General features: G+C 35.3%; 10 protein-coding genes and 1 tRNA gene. 3 read left to right on the top strand and 8 right to left on the bottom strand.

Annotated elements, in window-relative coordinates:
• Positions 1-239 precede the first annotated feature (239 nt).
• From GN105_RS07395 to GN105_RS07385, 3 genes are all read left to right on the top strand, one after another.
• Positions 240-3,215 (top strand): SusC/RagA family TonB-linked outer membrane protein, encoded by a 2,976-nt coding sequence (locus GN105_RS07395; protein ID WP_155284769.1) that lies wholly within the window; start codon positions 240-242, stop codon positions 3,213-3,215.
• A 10-nt stretch (positions 3,216-3,225) separates the two neighbouring features.
• Positions 3,226-5,001: a RagB/SusD family nutrient uptake outer membrane protein gene (locus GN105_RS07390; RefSeq protein WP_155284768.1), complete on the top strand. Its 1,776-nt coding sequence runs from the start codon at positions 3,226-3,228 to the stop codon at positions 4,999-5,001.
• 150 nt (positions 5,002-5,151) lie between these two features.
• Positions 5,152-5,748 carry an NAD(P)H-dependent oxidoreductase gene (locus GN105_RS07385; protein ID WP_155284767.1) on the top strand — a complete coding sequence of 199 codons (597 nt, stop codon included), beginning with the start codon at positions 5,152-5,154 and terminating at the stop codon, positions 5,746-5,748.
• A gap of 75 nt (positions 5,749-5,823) precedes the next feature.
• On the opposite strand, the gene glgP is transcribed toward GN105_RS07385, so the two are convergent.
• The 8 genes from glgP to GN105_RS07345 form a co-directional block, all read right to left on the bottom strand.
• Complete coding sequence (glgP, locus tag GN105_RS07380) at positions 5,824-10,071, bottom strand: alpha-glucan family phosphorylase (protein WP_155284766.1); 4,248 nt, start codon at positions 10,069-10,071, stop codon at positions 5,824-5,826.
• A 203-nt stretch (positions 10,072-10,274) separates the two neighbouring features.
• Positions 10,275-10,347 (bottom strand) — tRNA-Phe (locus GN105_RS07375).
• A gap of 113 nt (positions 10,348-10,460) precedes the next feature.
• Positions 10,461-11,075 (bottom strand): TatD family hydrolase, encoded by a 615-nt coding sequence (locus tag GN105_RS07370; protein WP_155284765.1) that lies wholly within the window; start codon positions 11,073-11,075, stop codon positions 10,461-10,463.
• Positions 11,072-11,524, bottom strand: a complete 453-nt coding sequence (dtd, locus tag GN105_RS07365) for a D-aminoacyl-tRNA deacylase (RefSeq protein WP_155284764.1) — start codon at positions 11,522-11,524, stop codon at positions 11,072-11,074. The genes GN105_RS07370 and dtd overlap by 4 nt, the downstream gene beginning before the upstream one ends.
• Positions 11,525-11,674: 150 nt before the next feature.
• Entirely contained in the window at positions 11,675-12,901 is a 1,227-nt protein-coding gene (locus tag GN105_RS07360; protein ID WP_155284763.1) for an outer membrane beta-barrel protein, read from the bottom strand.
• 18 nt (positions 12,902-12,919) lie between these two features.
• Entirely contained in the window at positions 12,920-13,696 is a 777-nt protein-coding gene (locus GN105_RS07355) for a hypothetical protein (protein WP_155284762.1), read from the bottom strand.
• On the bottom strand, positions 13,686-14,249 hold the full coding sequence (locus GN105_RS07350; protein WP_373279396.1) for an RNA polymerase sigma factor: 564 nt from the start codon (positions 14,247-14,249) through the stop codon (positions 13,686-13,688). The genes GN105_RS07355 and GN105_RS07350 overlap by 11 nt, the downstream gene beginning before the upstream one ends.
• Before the next feature lie 264 nt (positions 14,250-14,513).
• Complete coding sequence (locus GN105_RS07345) at positions 14,514-15,275, bottom strand: DUF6261 family protein (RefSeq protein ID WP_155284761.1); 762 nt, start codon at positions 15,273-15,275, stop codon at positions 14,514-14,516.
• Positions 15,276-15,509: the final 234 nt, after the last annotated feature.

The raw sequence follows: 15,509 nt of genomic DNA, 5'->3' as shown, positions 1-15,509 counted from the left end.
AATAAACAAATCGTAAGCTACAAAGATAAAAATAACTTCTCAATATTTTTTGAAAGAAAAGAATTAAATTATTTTTTGCATTTATTTAATTTTTTTCATAAAAATTCTATAAATTTATACTCTGATTTTTAGCACAAAATCAAACTTATTATACACTTACTAATAAATAAACATCACAACCAAAACACAAATATTCTTCACACAAAGCAAATTTGTAATTAATTCAAAAAAGTAGAGATATGGACAGAAAACTATTAGCATTACTTGTACTGATGTTGTGCACATTATCGTTGTCAGCACAAGTAAAAGTAACCGGAAAAGTTACTGATGACACCAACAGTCCGCTGCCTGGTGCCAGCATCGTGGTAAAGGGGACTACGCACGGAGTGAGTGCCGACTTTGACGGAAATTATTCCATTGAAGCCAAACAAGGCGATGTGCTTGAATTCAGCTTCATTGGTTTTCAAACCCAAACCCAAAAAATCACGGGGGGGGGTAAAACACTGATTATCAATGCTATTTTGAAAGAAGATGCTCAACAACTTGATGATGTGGTGGTAGTTGGGTATGGAACTCAGAAAAAAGAAAGCTTAACAGGAGCTTTACAAACCGTTAAAAAGGAAAAGCTGGCAGATGTTACCACACCTTCTGTGGAGAATATGCTTAACGGAAAGGTTTCCGGAGTGTTTGTTGCTCCCGGTTCAGGGCGTCCTGGAGAAACCGGAGCCGTTATCATTCGTGGGAAGTCGACCTTAAACGGAAGCACAGCACCTCTTTGGGTAATTGACGGGGTGATTGTCGGGTCAAGTGCAGGAGCTTTAAATCCTTCTGACATTGAGTCTATGACCATTTTGAAAGACGCTGCTTCTACCGCAATTTATGGTTCACAAGGAGCCAATGGAGTTATCTTGATTACAACCAAAAAAGCTAAGGAAGGGAAATTACAATCGCAAATATCTCTCAGACAAGGAATCAGCTCACTTACAAATGGAAACTTGGAAGTAATGAACGGAGCAGAGTTGTACGATTATTTCAATTCGTTTTCAAACGTTTCAAACATTAAATTCCCTCGTTGGAATCCTGAACTTCGTAATAGCGATTTTGATTGGTGGAAAGAAGCTACTTCAATGGGAATCATACGTGATTATAGTGCTTCTATCAGTGGAGGTTCTGAAATACTTCGTTCGTATTTTTCCTTCGGATTTTATGATGAAAAGGGAGCAGTAAAAGGACTCGATTATACAAAATATGATTTCCGAATAAAAGCAGATTATCAACCTTTTAAATGGCTTACCATAAAACCAAATATTTCCGGTACAGTTCGTACTACTGATGACAAACAACATTCAGTAGGAGCAATGTATTCAAATTTACCTTGGGATAGCCCTTATGACAAAGACGGAAATATTGTACCTCATCGTTCGTCTCTTTGGGTAAATAGCAACTCAACTAACTATTTGTATGATTTACAATGGAATTGGGGAAAAAGCAAACTGTTCCAAGCAATGGGAGGATTGGATTTTGATATCAAGATAAACGATTGGCTTACTTTCTCTTCAGTGAATAATTACAAATATATTGGAAGTTTTTCTACCGGTTATGCTGACCCTCGTTCTGCAGGAGGAGAAAGCGTAAAAGGACGCATATCTGAAAATCAAGATAATATTATACGTCGTTACACAAACCAAATTTTGAAATTTGACAAATCATTCGATAAACACTCAATAAATGCTTTAGTAGCATACGAGTATAATGATTATTGGGGGAAAAAGATTTCCGTAGCAGGCACAGGAATTGTTTCTGGTTTCTCAGTACTTGATATAGTTACTAAACCTGAAAAAACAAAAGGAGGAATTTCCGAATGGGCAGTTCAATCACTTTTATCAAGGGCTGTGTACAGTTACGATAATCGTTATGTTTTGGAAGGTTCTTTACGTCGTGACGGAGCTTCTAACTTTGGTACAAATGCCAAATATGGAACTTTCTATTCAGTAAGCGGAAGTTGGAACATACATCGCGAAAATTGGTTTACTCCAAAATGGATAAGTGCACTTAAACTTCGTGCTTCATACGGAACTGTGGGCAGTCGTCCTAATATTTTATACCCGCAATACGATTTATACGCTGTTTCCACAGGGGCAAGTTACAATCAAACACCTGGTGCTTTGATATCACAGGTAGGAAATAAAGATTTAACTTGGGAAAGTACCGTAACCACAGGCTTGGGATTAGATGTTACATTTTTTGACAGAATATCTTTTACATTTGATTATTACAACAAGGATATTGATAATGTGTTGTATCCTGTTCCGGTTTCAGGGCTTACAGGTGTTACTTCTATATGGCGTAACGTAGCAGCTCTTTCAAATAAAGGATTCGAAGCTACATTAGGAGCTTCAATCATCAAAACCGATGATTTTCAATGGTATTTAGATGTGAACATAGGAAAAAACACCAACGAAGTTAAACGATTGTATGGCGACAAGGAAGAAATTATTATTAGTGATGGTTTGGGAATTGCCGGCTCAACCGATAAAATATTAAAACCAGGATTAGATGCCGACACGTTCTATATGAGGGAATGGGCAGGTGTAGACAAACAAACAGGAGCTCCTCTGTGGTATAAAACCGTAAAAGACGCCAATGGCAATGAAATTCGTGAAACAACTTCTAACTACGCCGAAGCCAATCAAGTAGCTCTTGATAATGCTACTCCCGACTTCTTTGGAGGGTTTGGAACTTCATTAACTTATAAAAATTTCAATTTGAGTGCTAATTTTGGTTTTTCCTATGGAGGGAAAATTTATAACTATTCACGAACAGAATACGACTCTGACGGAGCTTATACTGACAGAAATCAAATGAAACTCAAAAAAGGTTGGTCAAGATGGGAAAAACCTGGCGATGATGCCACACACCCCAAAGCCTTATACGAAAACAAGAGCAATTCAAACAAAGTTTCTTCTCGATTCTTAGAAGATGGTAGTTATCTAAAGCTTCGCTCTCTTTCAATTGGTTACAATCTTGACCTTTCTCAGTATAAATTACCTAAATTGCATTTTTCTCTTACAGGGGAGAATCTTTTCTTTATTTCAGATTACTCAGGTGTTGATCCGGAGATACCAAGTATTGGAGGTAATGCTCTTAATTCTGCAGGGCCATCAATTTATCCGGCAACACGCAAATTTATTTTTGGAATAACTGCTAATTTTTAAAATAAACATTATGAAAAATATAATATACATACTTGTAATAGTTGTTATGGGTCTATCTTCTTGTGACATTGATAGATTTCCTCACGGAAGTATGCCTTCGGAAAAAATAACAGAAGACCCTGATAGTTCACTTGACGGATTGCTTAACGGTTGTTACGCACAAATGAAAGGCTGGTCGGATGTGATGCACCGTTGCGGTGAGTATGCTGGTGATAATATGATGATACGAGGAGCTTCAACCGATTCTTTTTATGAATTTATTTCATATTCACGAACACCAAACAATGGTCGCCTTCAATCATTTTGGGACAGTGGCTATAAAGTTATCGCACAGGCATCGAATATCATCAAGTTAATCCCTGAAGAAACAGCTTCTACGGAAACTAAAAATAAATTAGGAGAATGTTATTTCTTGAGAGGAATGATGTATTTCTACCTTTCAAGAGCTTATGGGCGTCCTTATTTTCAATCGCCTGAAACAAATTTAGGAGTGCCTATTGTTAATGGAACGCCTAAAGATTTGGTTAATTTGACTTTACCTGATCGTTCTTCCGTAAAAGAAACCTATGAGCAAGCCATTAAAGACTTGTTAAAAGCAGAAGAGTTAATCACTCGTCAAAGAGGAAATGCCTATGCTTCAAAAGAAGCGGCTCAGGCTCTTTTATCAAGAGTATATCTTTATATGTCAGGAACTTACAAAACCCCAAACACAAATTATGCTCAACTATCTGTTGATTATGCTACTAAAGTCATTGATTCAGGAAAATACACTTTGCTTGACCGTCAAACTTTTATGAGGTACAATACATTAACACCAGAAAACAACAAAGAATCAATCTTCGTAATTAAGAGAGTTGCGACTGAATTTTCTGGCTACGACCACTACTATGGTATTGGTGGAATGTATGCTAACATCGGCGGAATGGGTTGGGGCGAAATGTATGCCAGTGCCAAGTACATTGACTTGCTCAACGAAACAGGACGTAATGATTGGGCAAAAAACAAAATTGTCGATGCCAGAGCAAGTTTTATTGAACCTCAATATGATGTCCCTAAGGTAAAAATCACTATAAATGGGAAAGAAGAAGTTTTCAAGCAAAAAGTTTTCCGTTTCATTCATAAAACATTCAATAAAGAAAAAGAACAAACAGGATACGGATACATACAAGCTCCTGTTGACTACGATTACGAAAATGACCGCCTAAAAACTCCAACTTGTACCATTAAAACTGGAGATACAACCACTTCATTTACAATTACTGCGGTAAATGCTCAAGAAGGCATTTACAGCATTAATTATAACAACGAAGTTTGCCAAGGAGTTATTGACGACCTAATGAAACTAAATCGTTCTTACCCAATGTTTTACATAGCAAAATGTTCTCGTGAGGGAGAAGATTCACATTTGCATTCACCTGTAATTTCTCGATTAGGAGAAATTTACCTTAACCGAGCTGAGGCTTATGCCAAATTAGGACGTTATGGAGAAGCCCTAACTGACTTAAATACAATTCGTGAACGTTCCATCATAGGTGGAAGTTATCCAATGTTAAATGCTTCAAATGCTAGCGAATTGATAGATAAAGAAAGACAATTAGAATTAGCTTTCCAAGCTGAACGCAGTTACGATGTATTTAGAAACGGAAAATCGCTTACACGTCATTATCCCGGACCTCACGATGCTTTAACTGATATTTCAGCAAGCGATTATCGTGTTGTTTATTACATACCTCAAACAGCAATAAATTCATATCCAGGCACATTGACACAAAATCCAACTAAGTAATTTCTTGTTATAAAAAATAATTTTATACTTTCATAAAGATAAACAGTAGATATACACTCTTCCTACTGTTTATCTTTTTTTATCTGCAATCACAAAAATAAATGCTACCTTTGTAGCTTCATACAAAATAAATATACAAATCAAATAATTATGAATTTTTTAGATTTAGCAAAAAATAGATACACAACAAAGGTTTATCAAGGCAAAAAAATTTCTGAAGAAAAGATAGAAAGTTTGAAAGAAATTTTACGCTTAGCACCATCTTCAATAAATTCACAGCCTTGGCGATTCATTTTTGTATCTGATGAGAAGAAAAAACAAGAATTAGCGAAGTTCTCTTTCTTTAACGAACCAAAAATCAACAATGCAAGCCATTTGGTTGTTTTTTTAGGATTCGATAATCTTGAAAAATTTGAGAGTCAAATCCGGAAGTATTTACTTGAAGGACAAATCAATTATTATTTTCAAAATGTAAAACCTAAAGGTGAAGAAGCCATAAAGAAATGGTTACATCGGCAAGTGTATATTTCGTTGGGTTACTTTTTAAGTGCTTGTGCGTCAATGGATATTGACAGCACTCCGATGGAAGGAATTCAATTAGAGAAATACGATGAAATCTTGAAGCAAGATGGTTATAAAACACTTTTTGCTGTGGCAATCGGTTATCGTGACCCAAATGACAGCAACCAACCCAGTAAAAATCCGAAATCTCGTTTACCTTTGGAGGAAATTGTTTTTGAATTATAAAATCTCAAAATGATAAATAGCAAAAGGCGTTAGAAAAATTCTAACGCCTTTTATTATATTAAAGAAACAAATCTTTTACAACCATTTAACCAAAGCAAAATCCTGACGGTGAGGAAGTAAGTCATTTTTAGGGAAAATTCGTACTGCTAATTGTAACGAACCGGGATAATCCGTAACTACTTCAAGTACATAAACACCTTTATTTCCTTCTTGCGAAACAGCGGTAAATTCTTTCTTATCTACTACTTTTATACGTCCGTCCTTATCTTCCTTGGCAATAACCAATTCCACACCAATATCGCTGACTTTCAACTCTCCGATATCCAAAGTGATTTCTCCTCTATAATTTTTACCAATCGAAATAATTTGTTTGTTTTTATTCGGTGTAATTACTTCAACCACTTTGATATTGTCCCACTCTTGACTTACTTTACGTTTCCAAGCAGAAATCTCTATCGCCGTTGCGTAATTATCTTTTTTCAAACTTGCTGCACGTTCACTCATCGGATAATAATACTGATTTTCGTAATCCGTTAGCATTCTTGTAGTTGTAAAGTTTACAGCTACTTTGGCGATTGTATTTTTAATAAAGGAACACCATCTTTGCGAAATTCCGTCTCTATCTTTTTCATAGAAGGCTGGAGCTATTTCATCTTCAATGATATTGTAAATCGTTTCGGCATCCATTTCATTTTGATACTCTTGATTTTCGTAAGCTCGCTCCATTGGCAACGCCCATCCGGCATCTTCGCGGTAACCTTCTACCCACCATCCGTCGAGTACGCTGAAGTGCATCACACCATTCATTGCAGCCTTTTCACCACTGGTTCCTGAAGCCTCTTGCGGACGTGTAGGCGTATTCATCCATACATCGACACCTTGAACCATATGACGAGCCAATTCCATATCATAATTCGGGATGAAAAGAATTTTCCCTAAGAATTGTGGCAATTTAGATATTTCAACGATGTGTTTTATCAAATCTTGCCCCGCTTTATCGGCCGGATGAGCTTTTCCGGCAAAAATAAACTGTACGGGACGCTCCGGATTATTCACAATTTTATCTAATCGGTCAACATTTGTAAATAGCAAATGTGCTCGCTTGTAAGTTGCAAAACGACGAGCAAAACCAATTGTCAGAATATCCTTACGTAAGTTCTCTTTGATTTCAATTAGCTGTTTTGGAGAGAAATACGGCGTGTTTTTTTCTAAACGTAATTTCTGTTCCACACGTCTTAGAAGTTTGGCACGCAATTCGGTTTTTACTTCCCAAATGCGTTTATCGGAAACCTTATAGATTCCCTCAAAGCTTTTCGGGTCATAAGTATGTGTTTTGAAATCTTCTCCAAAAACTTCATTTTCAATTTCTTTCCACAAACCTGCCGTCCACGTTGGTTTATGTACACCGTTGGTTACATAACTGATATGCAATTCCTCAGGCATATATCCAGGCCACAAATATTTGAAAATATCTCGGCTGACTTCTCCGTGTAACCAACTCACTCCGTTTACTTCCTGAGAAAGATTTGCAGCCAAATTACTCATCGAGAATTTTTCTCTTGGGTTATATAAATCCACTTTACCCAAAGCCAAAATTTGTTCCCAATTCACGTGTAGTTTTTCTGTATAGTTCTCAATATAAGCACGTAACATTCCTTCTTCAAAGAAATCGTGTCCTGCAGGAACCGGCGTGTGAGTTGTAAATAATGATGATGCACGCACTACTTCCATCGCCTCGGAGAATGACAAATTATCATTTTGGATGTATTCTCTAAGTCGCTCTAAACCAATAAACGCCGCGTGTCCTTCATTGCAATGATACACTTCAGCATCAATGCCCAGTTTACGCAACATTTTGATTCCTCCTAAACCTAAAAGCATTTCTTGTTTCAAACGATTTTCCCAATCGCCACCGTACAAATGATGCGTTACAAATCGGTCGTCTTCTCTATTATCTTCAAAATCAGTATCTAATAAATACAATTCAATTCTACCTACATCAACACGCCAAACCCGTGCATAGAGCGTTCGTTGAGGCAAATCAACTGACACGATTAGCCATTTTCCGTTAGGCTCAGTTACAGGAGTTACGGGAATTTTAGAAAAGTCTTGTGCTTCATAATCAGCCTCTTGATTTCCTGCAGAAGATAATTTTTGTGTGAAATATCCGTAACGATACAACAAACCAACACCCGTTATTTTTGTAGCTTTGTCACTGGCTTCTTTCAAGTAATCTCCTGCCAGAATTCCCAATCCGCCTGAGTAAATTTTTAATGAAGAATGCAATCCATACTCCATACTAAAATAAGCCACAGAAGGACTTTGCATTTCTACCTTTTTTGCCATATAATGCTGAAAATCATCATACACTTTTGACAATTTTTTCATAAAAGCAGCATCGTTTTCTAACTCTTTGTATCGAGAAAGCGGAATTGTGTCAAGTAATGCAATCGGATTTTTGCGTGAATCAAGCCACTTCACCGGGTCAATATTATAGAATAATTCCGAAGCTTCATTATTCCAGCACCACCATAAGTTTTTAGCAAGTTCTTCAAGTGGTTGCAATGCTTTTGGTATAGCTCTGTGAATAATAATGTTACGCCACACAGGAGTATTAACCATTTTACTTTTCTCTAAAGCGGACGAACTTTCTGTATCAATGTTTGGTAAATTAATAATTCTGTCTTCAATGTTTGTCAGTGTAAGTTCGTAGCTTTTTAAATAATGCTGACTTAGATTTTTCCATAATGCTATTTCCGAAACTTTTTTAGCCGTTTCACGCAAAGTTTCAAAATCTTCGTCTTTCATTTGCAAAAGCGAAATGATGTTTTTAGTAATTTCTGCTACTACATCTCCATAATTTCCGTCATTACGTGAAATAACTTCAATGGCATTCTGTTTTTCAGGATAATATTGTTCTACCCATTTACCAAACCCTGATAATGATGTAGTTACAGTGGGTACTTTGAAAGCCAAACTTTCCAAAGGCGTATAGCCCCAAGGCTCGTAATATGAAGGGAAAACAGTTCCATCTATCCCGATAAGCAAATCGTAATAAGACAAATTGAACACACCGTCATTTCCGTTCAAATAACTTGGACAGAAAATAACTTTTACCTTGTCTTCTTTACGATTGAAAAGCTGTTGTTCTTGAATTCTTCGCAAAATTTGATCATTGTAAGTGTCTGACAAATAATGCGTAAGATGTTTTTGTTCATTTTCTTTCGCCTGTTGCGGATTTTCCAAATTATGTAACAACCCTTGATTTACAGCCTCGTGAGCTGTAGGAATCAAAACGAAAGCAAGTAATTCTTTCTTATTCTTTGCATTTCGGTTTAATGCTCCTAACGAATCGATAAAAGCGTCAATTCCTTTATTGCGGAACTCATATCTTCCGCTAATTGCTATAATTTTTGTATTCTCGTTTATGGAATACCCCACGAGTGCTTGTGCTACCTTATGGAGCTGTTTTTTAGCCTCTTTACGTTTTTCATCAAAGGCTTTTGTCGGAACGATAGAATCTTCAAACCCGTTCGGAGTAATGATATCTGTTTTTCGTCCTAAGAAATGTAATGCTTCATTGGCTGTAAGCTCGCTAACGGTAGTAAATGTATCAGCGGTTTTTGCAGCAATTTTCTCTAAGAAATGCTTATGTTGAACGCCAAATCGGTATGCCATTTCTTCAGGGTTATAACCTTTCATATTGTCATAAAGTGGATACCCATTTCCTGCAATTGAACGACCAACTACCGTTGCGTGTGTGGTGAAAACAGAGCCTATTTTTGGCATTTTGTCTTCAATATAAAGCACTCCGCTTCCTGTCATCCACTCGTGGAAATGACAAAGAACATTCTCACGTGAAGCAGTGTTGAATTTCACAAAACTTTCTATAACCTTTGCTGAAGCGTATCCGAAAAGCACCGATTCGATGTAATCCCACGAGCTATTGAGTGAATCTAACTTGTAAGTATCCCAATAATAACGTAAAATTTCATTTTTGTTGCTGATGTATCGTGTAAAATCAACCAAAATTACTATCGGGTTGCCCGGAATGTTCCAATTTCCCACACGAACACGCAAACCTTCACTTTCCGCTTTTATTTTCCACGATTTGAACAATTCTTTATTCTCAACAAACTCCTTGTTTTCAGTATGTTGCCAAACATCCGGACCAATGAGAATATATTTATTTTTGAATTTCTTTTTGATACTCAACGCTTTGGTTGAAATAACGGTATGAATCCCTCCTACTTTATTACACACTTCCCAACTTGTTTCAAAAACATAATCAGGGTTTAATGTTAGTTTTTTTGTTGGCATAATTTAAAATGTTATTGCTATTATTAACTATCTTTTTTACAATTTTTCAAGAGGTAAAAGTACGAATTAATATCTTTTTCAGCAAGAAGAATAATGAAATAAATTTAACCATTGAATAAAAAAACAAAAACCACAGCTTTCACTGTGGTTTTTGCAATTCCTAATCCTTAAAAATATGAAAAATTTCCTCTATGAAGAAGATCTCGTGGTACCTCCAGGAATCGAACCAGGGACACAAGGATTTTCAGTCCTTTGCTCTACCAACTGAGCTAAGGTACCAGTTGTTCTGCTTTGCGAGTGCAAATATAGAAACTTTTTTCAAACTAACAAAATAAATATTGTTGTTTTGTGTATTTTTTTCAGAAAAAAATAAAAAACTTCTGATTATCAAACTATTGCGTAAATATTTTTTCAGAAAAAATTTTAATCTCTCCTTTCAACTCTTGTGCTTTTTTATATATTTCAGAAATATTAATATCCGAATCGTCCGTCTCAAAAAAATAGCTTCCTTGAGGAATTGCCTTAAATATATTTTGCAATTTCTCGTTTGTAAGTAACGCTTTCCCGAAAGAAAGATATATTCCTTTTTGCAAAAGCATATCTGCCACAGACTGGTTTTTATTAAACCCGTGCAAAATCCAGATTTGATGCGGTTGAAACTTCTTTTTCAAGGCTATCAATTCGCTGTATGCTTTCACACAATGGATAATAAGAGGCTTTTTCAGCGTCTCTGATAATTGTATATGCTTTTCAAAGATGCTTTCTTGCAATTCCAAACTTTCCGAGACGTTTTTATCCAAGCCACATTCGCCAATAGCAACACAATTAGGATGTTTGGCAACCCTTACAAGAGCGTCCCATTGTTTTTGCCAATCTTCCAGATACCAAGGATGAATCCCGACAGAGAACAAATCACCAGTTTGGGCTGTAAGCGGATATTCATTTTTTATAACGATGGTATCGTGGGAAGATTTCTGCTTGTGCGAATGTATGTCTAAAAATTTCATTCTTTATTTTTGGTATCTATGATAATTGTTACGGGACCATCGTTGCACAAATTCACTTTCATATCTGCCCCGAACTCTCCCGTGCCTATTTCTTTGCCCAAATCATTTTGTAACTGCCTAACGAACTCCTCATACAAGGGTACGGAAATATCAGGCTTGGCTGCTTTGATATAACTTGGTCTGTTTCCTTTTTTAGTAGCAGCGTGCAAGGTAAATTGCGAAACTACAATAACTTCACCATCAATATCTTTAACAGATAAATTCATTATACCATTTTCATCATCAAAGATGCGGAGGTTGGCTATCTTTGCCGAAAGCCATTTAATATCTTCTTCAGTGTCAGCTTCCTCTATGCCAACCAAAATCAATAATCCTTTGTTAATTTTTGACGTTATTTTGTTTTCAATAACTACCGAAGCCTCTGATACACGTTGTATTACTACTCTCATTTGTATTTTCTACTTACTTTTTTGATTCATTCATTTTCAGTTACAAAAATAAATCTTTTCCGTTAGCTTGACAATTTCTGAAAACAAAAAAGAAGAGGAACATTTATTCCTCTTCTGACATAAATTATATAATCTGAAAACACAATTTTTCTACAATCCCCAACGCACACCGAAAGAAAGCGGATATTCTTTCATCGGGCTATTCCTAAAGAGAGGAACAAGGCTGTATTTTGTATAGAAAACAGTATTTCTGTAACCAATGTGAGCTGATAACCCGTACACCCAATCATTAGTATTTAATTTATTGTGACTTACATCTTTGCTTCTGTTTCCGTTTTGGTTATAATACTTTATTTTTTGCTTGCTTACTAATAATCCGCCTACGTATCCTCCCACTCCTAATCTGAATCCTCTGTTATAATCTCTTCCTCTATAATCATAATAACCTCCCAAGTTTAATTCTATGCTAATCGGGATTGTCAAATACGTCGCCCGAAATTTAGACTTATAAGCCTCGAAAGGATACGGCTCTATTGAAGTAACTCCTTTGTTATCTACAAAGTAATCATTGCCTTTCATTTTTAGTTTATTAACCATAAATGCGTAGCCATAGTTGATACGAAACAATTCACTGTTTTTGAATATTCTTGTACTTCTGCCTATACCTACTTCGATGGATTTTGACCCCCAAACTTTGAATTTATCACTCCCGAAATTCGCTGCACTGTTCAGTGTATGAAATCCTAAAGCTATGTGCGAGCCTGAAATGGTACGTTTTGACCTTCTGGGAATTGGAAAAATATTAATTTCCATACTTTTTTTACAACTTTTATTCTTGGTTATCCTTACCAACCCCAAAATATTTATATCCTGTACTCCAATATTGGTAGTATCCTTATAGGTTAGGTTCTCATTTTCTAATATTGCATCATCTGATGATTCCGAATTGGTAGAAAATAATGAATCTAGCTTTTGCATCGCCTTTTCAAGCTCTTTTTCAACATGAATCTCTCTGTATTTTTGGATAGAATCCTGTTTTGAGAGTTTTTCCTCCATAATTTTCTTCTGCATTTCCCTCTTTTCTTTTAATAGGACTATAATTTTATTCCTTTCTTTCTTGATTTTATTTTGAATACTATCTTTTGTTTGCAACGAAAGGTCTTTTTTCATTCGGTTAGCGGTATATTCGGATATTTCCTTATCTTTAGCCATTCTGTCGATTACTATTATCTTCTCGGTAAGTAATTTTCTTTCCTTTTTGATAATGGAATCTATCCTTTCTTTCGATTCCCGAATTTGTTTATCGTAATCATTTTGCCCTACAATCGTTCCCGGAAAAAGCAGGAACACAAATAAAATTCCCTTTAATATTCTCATAAATTGTATATTTAAAAATTAGTTATTCTTTTTCATCTGATGAAATGCTATTCTCAATTTGTCATATTCATCATTCACTCTGTCAAAAAACAAACGGGCTCTGTACTTGAAATCAGACTTCTCAATATCTGAAAGTATTTTTTCGGTATCCAAATTCTCCTCTATATATTCATTCAACTTGGCTTCTGACGATGCAACCAGTAACAATTCATCAGGATTGATATTGGTGAAGTACATTGCTTGAAAGATACTATCAACACGCTGTTCAAAAAGGACATCTTCTTGAAGTGCCAGTAATATTTTATCGGAAGAAAAATCACCCAGCACCTCATCTACATATTTTTGCGAATCTGAAATAATCTCATCTTCTGGCATTTCTTTTAATGTATTCTGATTGGAAGACTCTTTTTCCTTAATTATATATCTGTTATTATTGATGTAACTCTTTTTCAAAGCGATTACATTTGCAGTATCTGTTCCGGAAATCTTTTCCTGAATATTTTTTAATTGAAAATCCTCAGCGGGATTCCTTTTCAGGGATTCTGGATTATTTTTCACGATTACATACCCCTCTGTTGGGTTTTTCTGATTAAAGAAATGTTGATTGTACAGTATTATTGTTGTTAAAAAAGATGCTGCTACTGATAAAACAATATAGTGCGACTGTTTCCGATTTTTGTTTCTTGTATAATGGTTATCCAATTGGGATTCCAACTGATTCCATAACTCCGGCGTAGCCTCAATCTCTCTATTTTCAAATGTATCTTTTATATTATTTTTCCAATCATTTTGCATAATTATATTTTTTGTTGGTGAGTTTTTCTTTCAATAACTTCTTGCTGTATGCCAATTGCGATTTGGATGTCCCTTCCGAGATACCTAATTCTTCTGCAATTTCCTTATGGCTATAATCTTCAAATACGTATAAGTTGAAGACCATTTTGCAACCCGATGGTAGTTCGTCGATAAATGCCTGCAAGTATTCTTGCTCAAATAATTGCTCGCTGGATATTTCTTCTGTGTCATCGTAGGAATTTTCCCAGTCCGAATAAACTACCTTTTGGGTTTTGCTTCTCAAAAAATCAATGCATTCATTTACCGTGATGCGTCGCATCCAAGCATACAGATGCTCTTGTTCTTTGTAATCCTTCAAATGTGTGAAAATCTTGAAGAAAGCTTTTAACAGAACATCTTCAGCAAAATGCAAATCATTGATGTACAAACGGCACACGCTTAACAGAGATGACGCATACGCTTCATAAAGCTCCTTTTGTGCTAAACGGTCGTTTTGCTTGGCTCTTTCAATGAGATACTTCTTATCTGTTTTTATTTTTATACTTTTTGACATTCCTGCTAAGTAATTCTATTTGCTTTCTTTCTTATTTCATTTCTTTATAAACTTATTTTGCCCTTTTGAAAGGCTCTTTGCAATTATAAACGAAAAAAATAATACTAAGGTTGTAAAGAATTCATCTTTTTACAAAAAAGGTTGTCCCTAAAACAGAGACAACCCTTTTCTCATCAATGAAAAAATTCAATTACATTACAACTTTAAGTATATTTTAAAGGTAAAATACTACATTGTTAGATTCATATCAACATCATTTACTCATCACGATTCCATTTTTCTCATTCCGCTGTTTTCATTACCTTTACGTGGGGCATTTCTTCGTGATAATACATCTGAAAAATACTTTCTGCTGTTGTTAATTACATCCAATGCTTTTATATGGAAATCTGATTTGCGTATTTCTGCCGATGTAAAAATATAATTACAAACCTTGCGGTAGTTATCTGACATCTCTTTTCTTAATTCCTTAATATTATAAGTTGTTTTTTCAAGGTTTTTATGTGAGCGATTTGCAAAAACGGTATCAAATTCCGCACTTGATTTTTCCAACTCTTCAACAAAGGATGAAATTTTTAATACAGAAACATCATTAGCATATTTTTCAGACTTCAATAAAGATAATAATGTTGCCAGACGCTTGGTTTGTATCTCATACGCTTGCGTTTCAATACCTTTGTAGTTTGCCAATAACATCGACAGGTTGTGATACGCATTTTTCTGGGCTTCTGTCTTCGCCGCTCGGTAGGGTTTGATACTTGCCCGCAAGGCTTTCATATCATCATCACGTACTTTATCCAGCTGAGCCAAATTTTTAGACTCCTCATTATAGTAGGTTTGCTCTAACGCTTTGTCGTACGTATTCAAACGGTCTTTCAAATCTTCCAGAACTCTTTTTACTGCCTCATCTTCGGATAAATTAATCCCTGATTTGGTAATATCTTCAAACAATCGGGTCAATAATTGCCCGAACTCCGCATTTTGTAAACGCGATACTTCCAATTTTTGTAAGTTTATCTTTTCCATAATTTTATTTTTAAACATTAGAATATTAAAATAGATGCTATAACTATACGCTTTCAATTCTCAAATTGAAATATCTACTCCACAAATGTATGAAAATATATTTCAGAAAGAAAACTATTTATAAAATATTTAAGAAAAAATCTAAAAAAGTAATATAAACAACAATAAGTTTCTATCTTCCTTCATTTCAGATTTTTTATAATAAAAATACCTCTACAATAACGTAAATCAAAA

The organism is Capnocytophaga felis, assembly GCF_009684755.1.
GTDB classification, from domain to species: domain Bacteria; phylum Bacteroidota; class Bacteroidia; order Flavobacteriales; family Flavobacteriaceae; genus Capnocytophaga; species Capnocytophaga felis.
This window is presented reverse-complemented; position numbering and strand designations above follow the sequence as displayed.

Bases quoted from the DNA above. Each gene is read 5' to 3' on its own strand.
- GN105_RS07395 (WP_155284769.1), top strand. From the start codon at position 240: ATGGACAGAAAACTATTAGCATTACTTGTACTGATGTTGTGCACATTA.
- GN105_RS07390 (WP_155284768.1), top strand. From the start codon at position 3,226: ATGAAAAATATAATATACATACTTGTAATAGTTGTTATGGGTCTATCT.
- GN105_RS07385 (WP_155284767.1), top strand. From the start codon at position 5,152: ATGAATTTTTTAGATTTAGCAAAAAATAGATACACAACAAAGGTTTAT.
- GN105_RS07370 (WP_155284765.1), bottom strand. From the start codon at position 11,075: ATGAAATTTTTAGACATACATTCGCACAAGCAGAAATCTTCCCACGAT.
- dtd (WP_155284764.1), bottom strand. From the start codon at position 11,524: ATGAGAGTAGTAATACAACGTGTATCAGAGGCTTCGGTAGTTATTGAA.
- GN105_RS07360 (WP_155284763.1), bottom strand. From the start codon at position 12,901: ATGAGAATATTAAAGGGAATTTTATTTGTGTTCCTGCTTTTTCCGGGA.
- GN105_RS07355 (WP_155284762.1), bottom strand. From the start codon at position 13,696: ATGCAAAATGATTGGAAAAATAATATAAAAGATACATTTGAAAATAGA.
- GN105_RS07350 (WP_373279396.1), bottom strand. From the start codon at position 14,249: ATGTCAAAAAGTATAAAAATAAAAACAGATAAGAAGTATCTCATTGAA.
- GN105_RS07345 (WP_155284761.1), bottom strand. From the start codon at position 15,275: ATGGAAAAGATAAACTTACAAAAATTGGAAGTATCGCGTTTACAAAAT.